Origin of the sequence: Chitinimonas sp. BJYL2 (assembly GCF_027257935.1) — a bacterium.
Classification (GTDB): Bacteria; Pseudomonadota; Gammaproteobacteria; order Burkholderiales; family Chitinimonadaceae; genus Chitinimonas.
In genome coordinates this window covers 230,723-248,251 of sequence record NZ_JANZKW010000003.1, presented here as the reverse complement: position 1 = coordinate 248,251, position 17,529 = coordinate 230,723, and the positions used below count along the sequence as shown (strand labels likewise).

10 protein-coding genes are annotated in these 17,529 nt (G+C 63.1%); 1 reads left to right on the top strand and 9 read right to left on the bottom strand.

From position 1 onward, the window contains the following. Positions 1-1,674: a diguanylate cyclase gene (locus O9X62_RS11000; protein WP_269532904.1), complete on the top strand. Its 1,674-nt coding sequence runs from the start codon at positions 1-3 to the stop codon at positions 1,672-1,674. 3 nt (positions 1,675-1,677) lie between these two features. Here the strand turns inward: O9X62_RS11000 and glgA are convergent, their stop codons facing one another. The 9 genes from glgA to O9X62_RS10955 all read right to left on the bottom strand — a co-directional run bounded on the left by glgA (position 1,678) and on the right by O9X62_RS10955 (position 17,520). Beyond that, entirely contained in the window at positions 1,678-3,147 is a 1,470-nt protein-coding gene (gene glgA, locus O9X62_RS10995) for a glycogen synthase GlgA (protein WP_269532903.1), read from the bottom strand. 2 nt (positions 3,148-3,149) lie between these two features. Continuing rightward, positions 3,150-4,430: a glucose-1-phosphate adenylyltransferase gene (gene glgC, locus O9X62_RS10990; protein WP_269532902.1), complete on the bottom strand. Its 1,281-nt coding sequence runs from the start codon at positions 4,428-4,430 to the stop codon at positions 3,150-3,152. 62 nt (positions 4,431-4,492) lie between these two features. Continuing rightward, positions 4,493-6,124, bottom strand: a complete 1,632-nt coding sequence (locus O9X62_RS10985) for an alpha-D-glucose phosphate-specific phosphoglucomutase (protein WP_269532901.1) — start codon at positions 6,122-6,124, stop codon at positions 4,493-4,495. Between the two features lie 100 nt (positions 6,125-6,224). Beyond that, positions 6,225-8,309, bottom strand: a complete 2,085-nt coding sequence (glgX, locus tag O9X62_RS10980; RefSeq protein ID WP_269532900.1) for a glycogen debranching protein GlgX — start codon at positions 8,307-8,309, stop codon at positions 6,225-6,227. Positions 8,310-8,311: 2 nt separating this feature from the next. Then, positions 8,312-10,474, bottom strand: coding sequence for a 1,4-alpha-glucan branching protein GlgB (glgB, locus tag O9X62_RS10975; protein WP_269532899.1), 2,163 nt, complete (start codon positions 10,472-10,474; stop codon positions 8,312-8,314). 388 nt (positions 10,475-10,862) lie between these two features. After that, a complete protein-coding gene (locus tag O9X62_RS10970) occupies positions 10,863-12,941 on the bottom strand; it encodes a methyl-accepting chemotaxis protein (protein ID WP_269532898.1) in 2,079 nt (692 codons plus the stop codon). Between the two features lie 185 nt (positions 12,942-13,126). Further along, on the bottom strand, positions 13,127-13,942 hold the full coding sequence (kdgR, locus tag O9X62_RS10965) for a DNA-binding transcriptional regulator KdgR (RefSeq protein WP_269532897.1): 816 nt from the start codon (positions 13,940-13,942) through the stop codon (positions 13,127-13,129). A 60-nt stretch (positions 13,943-14,002) separates the two neighbouring features. After that, positions 14,003-16,357: a pectinesterase family protein gene (locus O9X62_RS10960; RefSeq protein WP_269532896.1), complete on the bottom strand. Its 2,355-nt coding sequence runs from the start codon at positions 16,355-16,357 to the stop codon at positions 14,003-14,005. Continuing rightward, complete coding sequence (locus O9X62_RS10955; protein ID WP_269532895.1) at positions 16,354-17,520, bottom strand: oligogalacturonate lyase family protein; 1,167 nt, start codon at positions 17,518-17,520, stop codon at positions 16,354-16,356. Before O9X62_RS10955 ends, O9X62_RS10960 begins: the two co-directional genes overlap by 4 nt. Positions 17,521-17,529: the final 9 nt, after the last annotated feature.

Here is a 17,529-nt window from a genome sequence, read left to right as displayed (position 1 = left end):
ATGCAATGGCGCACGCTATGCAATCCGGAGGAAGGCATGCTGGACTCGCTCTCGCAGTTCTTCATCAGCCAGGGTTTCATTCCCCATGGCTACTGTTTTGCCTGGTCACCACCGCTGCTGTGGACTTACGTCACGGCCAATGCACTGATCGGGCTGGCCTATTTCAGCATACCTGCCGCCCTGGTCGTCCTGACGCGACGACGACCGGACATGCGCTACAACCGCATGGCCTTCCTGTTTGCCGCTTTCATCCTCGCCTGTGGCACCACGCATTTCCTCGACATCCTGGCGGTCTGGCAGCCGATATTCTGGCTGGACGCCTGGGCGCGAGTCGGCACCGCCGCCATATCGGTCATCACCGCCATCGTGCTCTGGCGCAGCATCCCGCAGTTGCTGGCCCTGCCCAGCCTTGCGCAAATCAACGAGACCAACCAGCAACTCTCCGAAGAGATCGCCGCACGGCAGGCCCAGGAAGACGCCTTGCGCGCCAGCGAGGAGCAGCTGCGCAGCCTCTACGCCACACTGGAAACCAAGGTGGCGGAACGCACCGCCGAGCTGGCCGAGCGTACCCGCGAACTGGCTGAGGCGAACGGTCGGATGCAGGCCGAGGTCGTGGGCCGACAGCGCATGCAAAGCGAACTGCAAGTGGTGAACCGGCAGCTGGAGGAAGCCCTGCGGCAGCAGGCCCTGCGTTCCTCCGAGATTGCCCAGCTCAACAAGCTGGGTGAACTGATGCAAAGCTGTCTGTCGGTACGCGAACTGAGCGAGGTGCTGTGCAATTTCTCGGCCGGTTATCTGGAAGCACCGGCCGGCGGCCTCTACCTCACCGATCCCGATAGCGGTGAAATCAATCTGGAACATAGCTGGGGGGATCTGCCCGAGCGCGAGGCCCATTTCCCCGCCGTGCACTGCTGGGGTTTGCGCCGCGGTCACCTGCACCCGGCTGATGACCTGCAACGCAGCCTGCGTTGTCAGCATGTCAGTGAAGACACCGATTACGTCTGCCTGCCACTGACCGGCAATGGCGAATCACTAGGCCTGCTGCACCTGCGCCAGCCGCGCAGCATGCATGAACCCGCCTATCTCGACGGCGTTGCCAATCGGGCGGCGCTGGCATTGATCAGCCTGAAAACACGCGATGCGCTATTCGACAAAGCCACGCACGACCCCTTGACCGGCTTGTATAACCGCCGCTATCTGGATGAACTGTTCGAAGAAACCGAGCGCCGTGCCAAGCGTCACCAACGCTCGATCGGCGTGATGATGATCGACATCGATCACTTCAAGGCCATCAACGACCAGCACGGTCACGATGCCGGCGATATGGTGCTGCGTGCTTTTGCCGAGCTATTGCGGCGCTTCCAGCGGCAGGAGGACATTGCCGGCCGTTACGGTGGCGAAGAATTTGTCCTGCTGCTTCACGGTGCCAATCTGGCCGCCACACGCCAGCGCGCCGAGCAGCTGCGGCAAAGCGTCGAGCAGTTCAGCATCCGCTATCGGGACCAATCCCTCAAGATCACCATCTCACTGGGGATTGCGGCCTTCCCGGCCCACGGGGAGCGGGTGCACGGCGTCCTGAATATGGCAGACCAGGCGCTGTACATGGCCAAACACGGTGGCCGCAACCGGGTGGCCGCAGCCGACGAGCTGGGCACCAGCACCCAGTCTGGCTAGGGATCAGGCGGTCGCCAGATACTGATACAGCGCCAGATAGCGCCCGGCAGGCCCGGACCAGCCAAAGTGCAGGTTCATCGCATGGCGCCTGACGGCGCGCCAACGCGCAGGCGTGGCATGGAGGGTATAGGCGCGGCGCACAGCGGCATCGAAATCGGCTTGTTCGAAACGCTCGAACACAAAGCCGCTTGCCGTTTCGTCGGCCAGATTCTCGATGCTGCAATCCACCACCGTATCCGCCAGCCCGCCTGTCCGCCTTACCAGGGGCAGCGCCCCATAGCGCATGCCGTACATCTGGGTGAGCCCGCAGGGCTCGAAGCGGGATGGGATCAGCACCACCTCGCAGCCGGCGAAGATACGGTGCGACAGCACCTCATCAAAGCCGGTACACAAAGCCACCCGTCCGGGGTACTGCGCGGCAAGCGCCAGGAAGCCAGCCTCCAGCGTGGGTTCGCCATTGCCCAGCACCACCAGCTGTCCACCTTGCTGGAGCAACTTGTCAGCGCCACCAAGAACCAGCGTCAGCCCTTTTTGCTCGGTGAGGCGGCTGACCACGCCGAACAGCAGCGCATCGGCATCAACCGTCAGCCCCAGGCTCTCCTGCAGGGCCGCCTTGCAACGGGCTTTGCCTGCTGGATGTGCCGCATCGAAATGCGCCGGCAGACAGGGGTCGTGCGCTGGGTCCCACTGGGTTTCGTCCACACCATTGAGAATGCCGGAAAGCACGGCCTCGCGTTTACGCAGCAGACCATCCAGTCCGCAACCATGCTCGGCGTGGAGAATTTCGCGCGCATAGCTGGGGCTGACCGTGGTGATGCGATCACAATAGGCCAGCCCGGCCTTGATCAGCGAGATCTGGCCATAGAACTCCAGCCCCTCCAGATGGAAGCTGGCTGGCGGCAAGCCCAGCGCGGCAAACTCGCTGGCCGGGAACACCCCCTGATAAGCGAGGTTGTGTATGGTGAAGACACTGCCTGCTGCACGTTTTCCCTTGATCGGGGTATGGGCCAGATAGGCCGGCGCGAGGCCGGCGTGCCAGTCGTGCGCATGCACGATGGCGGGCTGCCATGGCCCCAGTTCCCCCTGCGCCATCTGGGCCGCCACCCAGCCTAGCCAGGCAAAACGGCGGGCGTTGTCGGCATAGGGCTGGCCAGCGGCATCGGCATAAGGGTTACCGCTACGATCGAAAGCTTCGGGCACATCGATCACATAGACCGGCGTACCGTCAGGCAAGGTACTGGCCAGCAACTTGCCGCCCGCACTGCCAAAACGTGGCAACAATGCGGCCACGGACTGTGCATCGGGCAGTCCCTGACGGATGGCCGGAAAACCCGGCAGCAGGATGCGTGCATCGGCGCCCAGCAGCCGCTGTGCATGCGGCAAGGCACCCACCACGTCGGCCAGCCCGCCGGTCTTGAGAAGCGGGTGGCATTCGGCCGCCACATGGAGCACGCGCAGGCTGGATTGGCTCACGATCAATCCTGCAAAGCGGCGAGCATGTCGCGCGTGATCAGTACTACGCCGCCTTCGCTGCGATGGTAGCGTTTGGCATCTTCATCCGGGTTCTCGCCCACCACCATGCCGGCTGGCACCTTACAGCCGCGGTCCACCACCACCTTGGTCAGGCGAGCGCCCTCGCCGATCTCGCAATCGGGCAGCAACACCGCCTGGTCAATCAGGCAGTGCGGGTACACGCGCACCTTGTTGAACAGCACCGAGTTGGTGACCTGCGCCACCGAAACGATACAGCCGCCCGAGACCAGCGTATTGAACACACGGTGCTCACCGCCCGCGTCCTGCACGAACTTGGCCGGTGGCAGCTGTTCCTGATAGGTCCACACGGGCCAGTTGCGGTCGTACAGGTCCAGCTCGGGGGTGATCGAGGCGAGGTCCAGATTGGCCGCCCAATAGGCATCGATGGTGCCCACATCGCGCCAGTAAGCTTGCGCATGCGGGTAGCTCGCCACACACGAGATGCTGAACGGATGCGCAATCGCCTTGCCGGCTTTGACGGCCGTGGGGATCAGGTTCTTGCCGAAATCGTGTTCGCTGGCCGGATCAAGTATGTCCTCCTCCAGCAGCTCGTAGAGGTAGTCGGCATCGAATACATAAATACCCATGCTGGCCAGCGCAGTATCCGGCTTGTCGGGCATGGCCGGCGGCTTGGGTGGCTTTTCAACGAACTCGACGATCTTGCGCTGCTTGTCCACGGCCATCACGCCAAAGGCGCTGGCCTCGGCCAGCGGGACTTCGATGCAGGCTACCGTTACGCCACCCTTCACACCGATGGCGGCCATCGATTGCACATGATCGAGCAGCATGCGTGCGTAATCCATCTTGTAGATATGGTCACCCGCGAGGATCACGATGTATTCAGGCCGGTAGCCACGCACGATGTCGAGGTTCTGGTACACCGCATCGGCCGTACCGCGATACCAGCTTTCTTCATCCACGCGCTGCTGCGCGGGCAGCAGATCGATGAACTCGCCCATCTCGGAGCGGAACATGGCCCAGCCGCGTTGCAGATGGCGTAACAGCGAGTGCGATTTGTACTGCGTGACGACGCCGATACGACGGATGCCCGAGTTAAGGCAGTTCGACAACGCAAAATCCACGATACGGAACTTGCCGCCAAAGTAAACCGCTGGCTTGGCACGCCGATCCGTCAGCTGCTTGAGCCGCGAGCCGCGACCACCGGCAAGCACCAGCGCAATGCTGCGGCGGGGCAGCTGGCGCGCCATGATCAAATCATCCATCGTGCCTCTCCTCTTCTTGCCTTGTGCCTCAGCCTAGCCTGCGAGCGCGGCGGAGGGAATGTTCAGGTGACTACATCGGCCGCTGTACGACCGCTGATCGCGGCGATACCGGCCAGCTCACCGGCCACGGCAACCAAAGGTGCCAAGGCTTGCTGGGTGGCCAGGCCATGCTGTGCCGGATCGGCCAGATAGCGCTCCAGATAAACACGCAGAGTTGCACCCTCGGTGCCCGTGCCCGATAGCCGGAAAACCGCGCGCGCACCACCTTCAAACAGCACGCGCACGCCTTGGCGCTGGCTCACGCTACCGTCCATCGGGTCGGTATAGGCAAAATCATCGGCAGCCTGCACACGCAAGTCACCCAGTTGCTGGCCCGGCAAGGTGGCAATCTGGCCGCGCAGGCGCGCCAACATGGCGTCGCCGTGTTCCAGTGACAGACCTTCGTAATCGTGGCGCGAATACGCATGGCGACCAAAGCGTGCCCAGTGCGCGGTGACGATATCAGCCACGCTCTGGCGCTTGGCAGCCAGCAGGTTCAGCCAAGCCAGAGCGGCCCAGATACCGTCCTTCTCGCGCACATGGGCGGCACCGGTGCCGTAGCTTTCTTCACCGCACAGGGCAATGCGGCCAGCATCGAGCAGGTTGCCGAAGTACTTCCAGCCCGTGGGCGTCTCGTACCAATCAAACCCCTCGGTACGGGCAACTGCATCCACCGCCTGTGATGTCGGCATCGACCTCGCCACCCCGGGCAAACCATCGCGAAACTGGGGCAGCAGGCGCGCGTTGGCGGCGAGGATGGCCAAACTGTCGGAAGGGGTTACCACGCAATGGCGGCCCAGCACCATATTGCGGTCGGCATCGCCATCAAACGCAGCCGCAAAATCGGGGGCGTCGTCGCGCAGCATCTGCGCGATCATTTCGGGGCAAGAGGCCGGGTTCGGATCGGGGTGGCCGCCGGCAAAATCGGGCTGCGGTGCGGCATTGCGCACGCTGCCCAGTGGTGCACCCAGCAAGTCTTCGAACAGATGCACGGCGTAGGGACCGCCTACGGCATGCAGAGCATCCAACCTAACGCGGTGACCGCTGCGCAGCCAATCGCGGATCGCGTCGAAGTCGAACAACTGCTGCATCAAGGTTGCGTAGTCGGCGACCGGATCGACCACTTCGATCTGCGTGGATTCGATATGGTGGCTACCCAGCTGGCTCAGGTCGATATCCGCCGCATCGCTGATCGCATACTCGTGCAATGCGCAGGCAGCGCGGTACATGGCGTCGGTCAATGCCTCCGGTGCGGGGCCACCATTGGCCGCATTGAACTTGATGCCGAAATCGCCATCAGGCCCGCCGGGGTTGTGTGACGCCGACAGGATGATGCCACCCGCTGCGCCATGCAGACGGATCAGGTGCGATGCCGCAGGCGTGGACAGCAAACCATGACGCGCGACGATAACGCGCGCCACGCCATTGGCAGCCGCCATGCGCAGGATGGTTTGCAGCGCCACTTCGTTATGGAAGCGGCCATCGCCGCCCAGCACCAGCGTATTGCCCTGCAAGGCCGGCACCGCCGCAAAGATGGCCTGGACGAAGTTCTCCAGATAATGCGGCTGGCAGAACATGCCTACGCGTTTGCGCAGGCCGGAGGTACCCGGCTTCTGGTCGGTAAACGGCGTGGTGGGAATGATCAGGCGGGACATGCGTCGTCTCGTAAAACGGTAAGAACAGAACCGCAGCTTAGCCGCTTGCCGGCAAGGCGCGTAGCGATCTTGTTGCTTTGCAGCAAGTTGCGACAGGAAATCACCAGGTCACCCGCGCTTCCTGATCCAGCCGCAGCAGCCACACCGAGTTGGCCTCCACCGGGACCTGATGCTGGAACAATGCCTCGCCCGCCGTCGGGTCAGCGGTATCCAGAAGGCGCAACCAGCGCCCCGGGCGCAGCGTGAACAGCGTGGTACTGGCTTCGGCATTGATTAGCAGTGCGCAACGCTCGGATGCGCCCTCGGGGCCCAACTCGACCAGCAGGCTGAACTGATCGCGGCCATCCCATTCGCCCGGCGTCATCGGCTTGCCTTCGGCATTTCGCCACAGCACATCGGGCCGCTCGTAGCCGCCGTGGGCCTCGGCACTGAACCAGCGTGCGTAGCGCAAGGCGGGGTGGTCACGGCGCAGGCGCAGCAACTGGCTCACAAAAGCGATCTGCTCGGCATCGGCCGCTGCCCAATCCAGCCAGGTGATCGGACCGTCCTGGCAATACGGATTGTTGTTGCCTTGCTGCGTGTGATTCATCTCATCGCCAGCCAACAGCATGGGCGTGCCCTGGCTGAACACCAGCGTGGCCAGCAGGGCGCGACGCAAACGACCGCGTATCTGCAAGATGGCGGGATCGTCCGTGGGGCCTTCGGCGCCACCATTCCAGCTGTGGTTATTGTCGTTGCCATCGCGGTTGTCTTCACCGTTGGCTTCGTTGTGTTTGTGGCTGTAGGCAGTCAGATCATGCAGATTGAAGCCGTCGTGCGCGGTGAGGAAATTGATGCTGGCCCAAGGCTGGCGACCACGACGTTCGAACAGGTCGGAACTGGCTGCGAGCCGGCGCGCAAATTCGCCGCGTGTCACCGCGTGATGCAACCAGAAACGGCGCATGCAATCGCGGTAATGATCGTTCCATTCAGCCCAGCCGGGCGGGAAGCCGCCCACGCGGTAGCCATCGGGGCCGATATCCCAGGGTTCGGCGATCAGCTTGAGGCGGTTCAGTACCGGGTCGGCCTGCACGGCAGCCAGAAAACTGGACCAGGGTTCGAAACCGCCGTTCATGCTGCGGGCCAGCGTGGTGGCCAGGTCAAACCGGAAGCCATCGACATGGCATTCCTCGGCCCAGAAACGCAGGCTGTCGAGCACCAGTTGCAGGCAACGCGGCTCGCCGAGGTTCAGCGTATTGCCGCAGCCGGTCCAGTTCTCGCAATGCCCGTCGGGCGCGAGCCGGTAGTAGCTGCGGTTATCGAGTCCGCGCAGATTGAAGCTCGGGCCACCCACGCCCCCTTCAGCCGTATGGTTGAACACCACATCGAGCAGCACCTCGATCCCCGCCGCATGCAGTGCACGCACCATGGTACGGAATTCGCCCAGGGCATCGTCGCTGGCGGCGTAGCGTTCCTCCACCGCCATCAGCGCCACCGGGTTGTAGCCCCAGTAGTTGACGCGACCCCGGCTGATCAAATGGCCTTCGTCAGCACAGGCAGCCACGGGCAGCAACTCGACACTGGTCACGCCCAGCGCTAGCAGGTGTGCAATGCTGGCTGGGTGGGCGAGGCCGGCATAGGTACCACGCAGGCTTTCCGGTATCGCCGGGTTCAACTGGCTGTAGCCCTTGACGTGCATCTCATAGATGACCGTCTTTTCCCAGGGCACAAGCGGGCGATGGTCGTTCTGCCAGTCAAACGCAAAGCTGCCGTAAACGGGGCTATCGACCACCGATTTGATCGCGATGGCCGCATTGTCGCGCGCATCGGGGCCAGCCGGGTTGCCCGGCTGGTGATCGCAATACAGCTCGCTACCGTCGTAGCGGCCATGTACGCGCTTGGCGTAAGGGTCGAGCAAGAGCTTGGCGGGGTTGTAGCGATGGCCGCGCTGTGGCGCCCACAGACCGTGGACGCGGTAGCCATAGATCAGGCCCGGCTCGGCCTCGGGCAGATAGCCATGCCAGACGCCAGCATGGTTGCCGGGTAGCGCCAGGCGAGCCAGTTCGCGATGGCCGCTGGTATCGAACAGGCACAGCTCCACTTTGTCGGCATTGAGCGCATAGACGGCAAAGTTGACGCCGCCACCATCCCAGTGGCTGCCCAGCCGGAATGGATCGCCCCGCCGTAGTCCCAGTGCCAATGCCATGCTTAGCCACCCTCATGCACAAAGAACTGCGTTGCCAGCGGCCCAAGCGTCAGGCTCAGCGACTGGGCACGGCCATGCCAGCCGGCCGTGCTGGTCTGCGCCTCGGTTTGACCCACATTGCTGCCGCCATAGCGGCTTGAGTCGGTATTGAGCACCTCGCGCCAGCGACCGGCCAGCGGCACGCCGACGCGGTAGGCGCTGTGGACCTGCGGGGTGAAGTTGCACACCACGAGCACGCAACCGCCTTGGCCGTCGTAGCGCAAAAAGCTGAGTACCGAATTGTCGGCATCGTCGTGGCATACCCAATCAAACCCGGCCGATTCGCAATCGAGCCGATGCAGGGCCGGCGTGTTGCGGTACAGCGCGTTCAGATCGCCCACCAGCCGTTGCAGGCCGGCGTGGCGCTCGTGTTCGAGCAGTTGCCAATCAAGGCTCGCATCGTGGTTCCACTCGGCACACTGGCCGAACTCGCCACCCATGAACAGCAGCTTCTTGCCCGGATGCGCCCACATGAAGCCGTAGTAGGCACGCAGATTCGCAAAGCGCTGCCAGTCGTCGCCGGGCATCTTGTTCAGCAGTGATCCCTTGCCGTGGACGACTTCATCGTGCGAGAGCGGCAGCACATAGTTCTCGCCAAACGCATAGCTAAGGCCGAAGTGCAGCTGGTGGTGGTGATGACAGCGGTGCACGGGGTCGCGGCGGATGTAGTCGAGTGTGTCGTGCATCCAGCCCATGTTCCACTTGTAGTGGAAACCCAAGCCGCCCATCTCGGGGGGCCGGCTCACCTGCGGGAAGGCGGTGGATTCCTCCGCCAGTGTTGCGGTGCCGGGCGCTTCCACTCCGACCCAGTGGTTGGTCTGGCGCAGGAAAGCAATCGCCTCCAGATTCTCGCGCCCGCCATGGGCATTGGGCACCCATTCACCCTCGGGACGGCTGTAGTCGCGGTACAGCATCGAGGCCACGGCATCGACGCGCAATCCGTCCACCCCATACTGCTGTAGCCAGAACAAGGCATTGGCCGACAGGTAGTTGGCCACTTCACGGCGGCCGTAGTTGTAGATCAGCGTGTGCCAATCGCGGTGGAAGCCTTCACGCGGGTCGGCATGCTCGTACAGATGCGTGCCATCGAAACTGGCGAGACCGTGAGCATCGGTAGGGAAATGGCCGGGCACCCAGTCGAGCAGCACGCCGATACCTGCCGCATGGGCCACCGTCACAAAGTCCGCAAAGTCGGCCGGGGTGCCAAACCTTGAAGTAGGAGCGTACAGGCCCGTGGGCTGGTAGCCCCAGGAGCCATCAAACGGGTGTTCGGTGACCGGCAGCAGCTCGATATGGGTAAAGCCCATCGCCGCCACATAGGGAATCAGCTGGTCTGCCAGTTCGCGGTAGGTAAGCCAGCCCCCATCGGCATGACGCCGCCACGAACCCGGATGGACCTCGTAGATGCTGATCGCCGCATCGCGCTGGTTGTTGGCACGTGGGCCCGCCGGTGGGGAGGGTAGCGGGCTGACAATGGAAGCCGTAGCCGGTCGCATTTCGGCGGCAAAGGCAACGGGGTCGGCCTTGTGCTGACGCTGACCGTCCCAATCCAGCATCTCGTACTTGTAGCGCGCGCCGGCTTCCACGCCGGGCAGGAACAGCTCCCACACACCACACTCGCGCCGCAGGCGCATGGTGTGGCGACGACCATCCCAGTGGTTGAAGTCGCCCACCACGGCCACACGCTTGGCATTGGGTGCCCACACGGCAAAGCGCACACCAGCGACACCATCAATGGTCAGACAATGGGCACCCAGTGTGCGCCAGAGCTGGCGATGACTGCCTTCACCGAGCAGCCAGCGCTCCTCATCCGTAAGCAAGGGGGCATGGCAATAGGGATCATCCAATCGATATGCCTTGCCCGACCAGACCGCCTGCAACTGATACACCGGCATCTGCGACGTAGCGGGCAGGCTGGCCTCAAAGAAGCCCCGGGCATCAAGACACTGCGCCGTAGCCAGTTCGTGGCCCTGGCGAGTCAACACGACCAGCGATTCCGCGCCGGGTAGCCAGGCACGCACCCTGAGCTGATCACCGACACGATGCGGGCCCAGCACGGCAAATGCATCGGCGTGTTCGCCGCGACAGATGGCTTCGATTTCCCAGTGATCCAGACTGCCCGTCATGCCCTGCCCTTTTTGCGCTCGACTTTCATGCTAGTCGGCTTGCGCCATGTAGGCACGGTACACAGGACAACATCACCCGGATTCAGGCATCGCTGTGGCACCACAGCGACGTGTGATTGGTGCCCGGCACTTTGGGCTCGACCGGGCCAGAGCCACACCCCGGCTTTGCAGCCCAGAGGAAAGTGGCGCGATGGTACGGGCCGATTGTTGCAAAGATTTTTCGCCACAGCACTGCATAAACCGGCTGACTTGCCGATAGATAGGGCAGGCGGCGTCATTGCCCGCCACCCCGCAGCAGCGACAGGCGCAACCCGCCTATAGCGGGAGCAAGAAACGAAGGGCCGGTTTTGCCGGCCCTTCGTCCATTCTGTCTTGCTGCCCGCCTGACTCAGGTGCGGAAGCGTCCGACCAGCTCACCCAGGCTGCGTGACAAGGCCTCCAGCTCGGCCACCGAATGGGCCATATCAGCCACGGCATGGCTGTTGGTCTGCGCCATCGTACTGATGCGCTCCACGTTCTGGGCAATGTCGGTACTCGCAGCAGCCTGTTCGCGAGTGGAATCGGCGATCACCGACACATCACCCACCAGCCGGGCAGTTTCCCCCTGTACGGCGCCGATCGCGCTGCTGGCCTTGTGGGAGATTTCCACGCCGCTGGCAATCTGCTCACGCGTGGCACTCATATTGCCGCCAGCCGTGTGGATTTCGCGCTGGATCTCGACCACGATGCGACCGATCTCCACCGTGGCATCGGCCGTGCGTGCCGCCAGTTTGCGTACCTCGTCCGCCACCACAGCAAAGCCGCGGCCCTGCTCGCCTGCCCGCGCCGCCTCGATGGCCGCATTGAGTGCAAGCAGGTTGGTCTGATCGGCAATGTCCTTGATGACATTGACGATGGTATCGACCTTGGTCGATTGCTGACCGAGGTTCTGCATGGTGGTGGCGAGGGCATCGACCGTGCGGTTGACCTTGTCTATCTCTACCGCCACCTCTTCCACCAGCGCCTCACCCTCGGCCGTTGCCTTGCCGGTCTGTTTGGCACTGGCTTCAAAATCGCGCGCGGTTTCGGCAATGTGCTGGATGCTGACGGTGACTTCCTCCACGCTGGCCGCCGTCGCCGTGGCCGCCTCGGCCTGCTCGCTGGACGAGCGCTCCACGATATTGGCGCTGGCCGACAGACGCGCCGCGGCATGCCCCACGGACTGACTCTGTTCACGTACCTGCACGAACATGTCGCGCAAGCGGCCCATGAAGTGATTGAAGGATTCGGAGGTGCGACCGATCTCGTCGCGCGCCACCACATCAAGGCGGCGAGTCAGATCGCCCTCGCCCGTGGCCAGTGTTTCCATGGCCTTGGCCAAACGTTCCAGCGGGCGGGTCAGCACCGTGAGCAGGACACCGATCATGACCACGATCAGCACTGCCGCAATCAGGCCCACAAACAAGGCTTCATTACGGGCGGAAACGGCATCGGCCACAATGGTGGCCTTTGGAATGGACACACCCAGACCCCAGTTCTGGCCACTGTTCCCCATCACGATCGGGCGCCAGACGTGGAGTTCGCCATTGCGCTCGAACTGGACTTCCTTGCCCGCCTGGATCTGCTGCATGAAATCGGCCGGGTAGCCCGACTTCTCGATAGGCTTGCCGAGCAACTTGTCATCCCGATTCACGACATAGAGACCACCGTTGGACACCAAGGTCAGGTAGCCCACACCGAAAGGCTTGTACTTGCTGAAGGTGCTTTGCAGGTTTCCCAGGGGCAGATCCACCGCGGATATCCCGGCAAACTTGCCATTGGCATCCTTCATCGCCACGGCCAGCGAGGACATCAGCACCGGCTTGCCCTGTACCTCGTAGGGATAGGGCTCGGTCACGGTATCGCGGCCGCGCTGCTTGGGGGTGTAGTAGAAGTCGCCCCAGCCCGGTTCCTCGTAAGGCGGCTTATAGCCCGCCGGGTTGTCCTTGAACTCCATCGCCTTTTTCAGGTTGGCATCATCCAGCATCTTGTCGATGGCGATCTTGCCCTCGGACTGGGTGACATAAGGCATGTAACGGCCGGTCGGGTCATACTGAGGGAACTGGCTGGCATAGTCGGCATCCTTGCCATCCAGCGCATCGGGCTCCCATATCATCCACAATCCCGAGGCGTCGGGAAAACCGCCGAGTAGCTTGACGATCATCTTGTCGAGCACTTGCCGCTCCGGCACTTGCCCGGCCCCCTGCATACCCTGTACCGCCTCGGCCAGATGGCGTGGCAAAGCATAGCCCACCGCGAACTGATCGCTGACCTGACGCGCATAGGCGTCAGCCTGCTCGTCCGCCCTTGCCAGGCCAACCGCTTCGGCGTCTTTGTAAACGCCCGCCGCGATCACCCAGATCATCACGCCAAAGCCAATGGCAATCGCCACGGCGGAGGCCACCAGCACCTTGGTCCGGAGCTGCCAGTTTGCAAACAGGGTATTCATATCCGCTAGTCCTTTGAATTGCATGATGGCCCACAAGGGAGCCTTGCCGGGCTGAGCCCGGTCAGTGTTTGTGTTTGTTTCATCTAAGTTATCGGACAGCGCCGGGACAAAAAAAAGGCCGCACTGATGTGCAGCCCTTTTATATATATTCTCATCGATCGCGATTCAGCGTGCCGTACCCGCTCTCAACGGCGCCGGACCTCCGGCGGATCGAGCGGAAATTCGGTGCAGCCGAGCTGGCGAGAAATATCGCGGCTGGCGTCGCGCAGCATGGCCACCAGTTCAGGTTCACGTGCTTCGTCGTAGCGGAAGGTCGGGAATGACACACTCATGCCGGCCACGACTTGATTCTGCATGCCGAAAATTGGCATGGCTGCACAGCGGATATGGTCGTCGAACTCTTCCCTGTCCTGACCGAAACCCTGGGCCAGGGTGCGCTCAAGTTCGGCATCAAAGTCGGCACGCGTGGTGATGGTCTTGTCTCGGAAGCGCTTGAAATCGCAGCCTGCCAGCACTCGATCACGATGGGCCGCGCTTTCCCAGGCCATCAGCACCTTGCCGATGCCGGTGCAATGGATCGGCGCGCGCCGACCCACGCGTGAATACATGCCCAGCGTGTGGTGCGAATCCACCTTGTGGATGTAGATGATCTCGCTATCGATCAGCATGCCCAGATGCACCGTCTCGCCGGTGGCATCGGACAGCCGCTGCATGTGTGGTTTGGCAATTTCGACGATATCGGGATATTGCAGCGCCTTGGCGCCCAGCTCGAACATGCGCATGGTCAGGCCATAGCGTTCGGTATCGGGCTCCTGGCGCACATAACCCAGCGTCTTCATGGTCTGCAAAAACCGGTACAACGTGGCCTTGGGCATGGCCAGACGCACCGAGAGGTCGGACAGGCCCGATTCATTGCGTTCGGACAAGGCCTGCAGAATCGCAAACACTTTGAGTACGGCGGCGACCGATTCGGGTTGTTTGCTGTCGATATCATCAAGCATGGCGTGTTCTATTTTCTTTGGTCTGCTGTTTCATTAATTATTATCGGCCGGCGCGACCGATCACTCAAGCAGTCCTGCTCCCGCGCCGGCGCGAACCAACTTGGCCACATCCGGCGCGGCATCCAGCCCCTGCCCCCAAGGCGGCGCCGACATCACCGCGTGCAATGGCCGAGCGACCAGACCCGGCGCCAGCGGCTTGCCGTTGAACAACGACTCCCTGTCCCCCAGTGCGCCATCTCCGAGCAGCTTCCACACACGGCTCGCCGAGGCGCCAGCGTGCGTCTCCCAAATATTGCGCTCGCTGATGATCTGCGCCTCACGGCCCACACCGATCGAGTAGTGCCAAGCATAGGGCCCGTTATCACGCGGTTCGTAAAGATTGTTGTACAGGTGCACCGCGCCATAACGTACGCGTGGGGCACGTTCCTTCACGTTGTCCCAGCGGTTGTGGTGATAACTGACCTTGAGCAGCCCGCGATCGAGTTCCTGCTTGTCGCTGCTGCCCACCAGCGAGGTCTTCTCGTGGTTGCGGAAGTGGTTCCACGAGATCGTCACATGATTCGATTGCTGGATCACATCGAGCAGACCGTCGTAATGCTGCATGGGCCGACCCAGGCGCAGTGGCCGTAGCGGCGCATCGCCGGGCGCGCTCGATAGCGTGCAGTGGTCGATCCACACATGGCGCGAGGTGCGCACCGACACGCTGTCGTATTCCGAATTCCATTCGCCGATGCCATCGGCCGGGTCCCAGGCAGGAAAGTGATCAAACGCGTCGCTGATGGCCAGATTGCGGAGGATGACGTTATCGACCTTCTGCACCAGCACCATGCCGCGCGTGAGGCCGGCATCCTTGCCCACGCCGATCAGCGTGGTGTTCGAGGGAATGCGCACGGTGACGAAATCGGACTGGCGCTTGGCCGAGCGTTTGCGTGCCTCTTCCAATGGACCGGCGGGTTTGTTGACGCCCCACACGCCGGGGGCGTAGGCGCGGTCGAACGCGGTTTCGTCGTAGTCGGGGTCACGGAAATCGGCGGCGCTCAGCACGCGGCCGCTGTCGTCCGCGCTCAGGTTGATCAGACCATGCACGCGCACGATGCGCGGGCGCGGATGTGGCGCCAGCGCTGCCAGCAGCTCGGTGCGCGTGCGGACATCGTGCACATCGGCGGGCAGTGCATCGGCACCGCCACGCATGCCGCCATCGGCCGCAGCCCAACCATCACGCAGACCCAGTACTTCGCGGGCGAGATCGCGCTGGCCGGCGGGTACCAGCGCAGGCAAGCGCACATTGGCGTATTCAGCAAAGCGGTTGGCTTGCGGCCCCTCGGCGCTGAACGGCCGGCGCGATGTGGACGTACCCCAACCACCGATGTGTGGGCCCAGCACGCTATCGCGCACCAGCACCTGACCATTGGGCGACACACCCGCCTGCCACGCGCCCTTGGCCACACCATGATCCCAGGCACGGCCCAGTGAAATGCTACCCACCGTCACGCCCGGTTCGGCAAAGAATCGCGTCTGGCTGACCAGCATGCCCAGTGAGCGATCAGGTGCGGTGCTCGGTGCAAAAACATGCCCCCCGTGGCCGGGCTTGCGGCGGCCGCCGCGGCTGACGATCTGCGATTGTTCGATGACCAGCGTGGCGTCACCAAAGATGAAGTCCACATCGCCGGCGATCAGGCTGTTGCGCACATGCACGCGGCCTGCCGGGGCACTCTTGGGATGGCGCACATACAAGGTGTCCTGATGGCCCAAGAGACGTACGTTATCGAGTTGGATGCGGTCACCTTCGGTCATCAGCGCCACGGCTTGCGCGCCGCCCGATTCGCCCACGCCGGCGGGGTAACCTTCGCCGTTGCGCACGGCATCCATTGCATCGTTGGTAATCGTCAGGTGGGCGAGCTGCACGTCATCGGAAAACACCGCAAAGCTGGCGCTGCCAGCCGTGCCCCAGATCGTCGCCGGCAGATCGGGCAGGCACGGGTTGGCGGGTTCTCCAGTCTGCTTGGCCAGCGCGTTGTAGCGGCCTTCAACGATGGTCACCGCAGCGGCATCCGCCGGATCGCCATATAACGTCACCGGTGCCTTGTCTTTCAGGCACAGCAGCTCGCGGTAGTTGCCCGCTTTGAGCTGGATATAGCTGCGCTTGGTCGTGCTGCCCTTGGCCGGCAGCGCGGCAATCGCGGCGGCCAGCGTGCGGTGCGTACCGCTACCGTCGGCGGCGACGATGAAATCGGCTTGCCACGCACGAGTATCGGCCAGCGCTTCGGGCTGCCAGGGCTGGCCGCCCTGGGCCAGATAGTCGGCGACGCGATGGCGGGCAGCACTGGCTACATCAAGCTGAGGCAAGACCACAGGCTCGGCGGCAGTCACCAGCGTGGCCAGCAAGGCCAGGCTCATCGCGCGCAGGCTGTTCATGCCGGTCTATCCACCAGATACAGCCCCGGCTCGCCGTCGCCATCGGCGCTGAACAGCACTTGGCGATCATCGGGGGTGAACGAAGGGTGCGGGTGAGTGACCTGGCGGCTACCCTTGTACACGCCCCAGCTGCTGTCGTGACGCGCGAGCTTGCTGGCGGTGCCGGCTTTCACGTCGAACACATACAAGTAAGGGTCGGTCTCGATCTCGTGGCCCGAGGCATCGGCCACATCGGCCGGCGAGCCGCAGCCGTCGCCGATCAGCAGACTGCCGTCGTGGTTACTCATCAGGTGCGAGCACGGCGGCATCTGCATCAGTGGCGCGTCTTGCAGGGTGACCGGGTCGAGCGCGCGTATCCAGCGCTCGGTTTCGCCCTTCAGGTAGGACACGTAGATCATCTTCGAGCCATCGGGCACCCAGAACTCGTGGGTGCAGCTCTCGCCCTGCGCGTGCTCCTTGCCGCAGCGGCGGTTGCGGCCGTCTTCGTCGATGAACCACATGCGCGCATCGACCAGATCGTGCGGGCCTTCGAGGCAGTAGGCGACGGTGTTGTCGTCGAACGGGCGGTACTGTGGATGCCCCAGCCAGCCGCGCTGCTCCAGGATCACATCGCGTGCGCCGGTTTGCAGATCGATTCGGATCAAGCGGCACAGCGGCTTGCGGTGATACATCTCGGCGAACTTGCGCCAGTCGCTGAGCGGGAACCAGTCGTCGCGGTGGATTTCGATGCCGACCATCTTGGTGCAGGCGCTGTTGGCCACCCAGGTGCCGTAGCCGACCCATTCGTCGGGCACGGTGTAGACGACCTCTTCGCTCAGATCGCCGAGCGCCAAGCGGATCAGCCGGCGATCACCCCGCACAAAGTACAGGTAGGCATCGTCGGGGCTCAGAAAACCGCCAAAGCTGTTCTCGCGCGCCTGATCGGTCAGCTGGGTAGCGGTCTGGGTTTCCAGATCGAGCCAGTGGTAGTTCCAGTTGGGGCTGGCTTCGGGGCCGAACTCGCCGGCGAACAGCAGCTTGCTGCCGTCGTTGCTGAAGCACTTCTGATAGAAATAGGTGCGATGGCAGGTCACATCGCGCGGCGTCAGCCGGGTGACTTTGGCGCCGGTGTCAGGATCGTGGCTGACAGCGAACTGGAACTGGCGGACGGTGGCTTTGCTCATGATGGTTTC

What these genes read in the sequence shown, in the direction of transcription:
- O9X62_RS11000 (WP_269532904.1), top strand. Translation starts at nt 1, where the DNA reads ATGCAATGGCGCACGCTATGCAATCCGGAGGAAGGCATGCTGGACTCG.
- glgC (WP_269532902.1), bottom strand. Translation starts at nt 4,430, where the DNA reads ATGGATGATTTGATCATGGCGCGCCAGCTGCCCCGCCGCAGCATTGCG.
- O9X62_RS10985 (WP_269532901.1), bottom strand. Translation starts at nt 6,124, where the DNA reads ATGTCCCGCCTGATCATTCCCACCACGCCGTTTACCGACCAGAAGCCG.
- glgX (WP_269532900.1), bottom strand. Translation starts at nt 8,309, where the DNA reads ATGGCATTGGCACTGGGACTACGGCGGGGCGATCCATTCCGGCTGGGC.
- glgB (WP_269532899.1), bottom strand. Translation starts at nt 10,474, where the DNA reads ATGACGGGCAGTCTGGATCACTGGGAAATCGAAGCCATCTGTCGCGGC.
- O9X62_RS10970 (WP_269532898.1), bottom strand. Translation starts at nt 12,941, where the DNA reads ATGAATACCCTGTTTGCAAACTGGCAGCTCCGGACCAAGGTGCTGGTG.
- kdgR (WP_269532897.1), bottom strand. Translation starts at nt 13,942, where the DNA reads ATGCTTGATGATATCGACAGCAAACAACCCGAATCGGTCGCCGCCGTA.
- O9X62_RS10960 (WP_269532896.1), bottom strand. Translation starts at nt 16,357, where the DNA reads ATGAACAGCCTGCGCGCGATGAGCCTGGCCTTGCTGGCCACGCTGGTG.
- O9X62_RS10955 (WP_269532895.1), bottom strand. Translation starts at nt 17,520, where the DNA reads ATGAGCAAAGCCACCGTCCGCCAGTTCCAGTTCGCTGTCAGCCACGAT.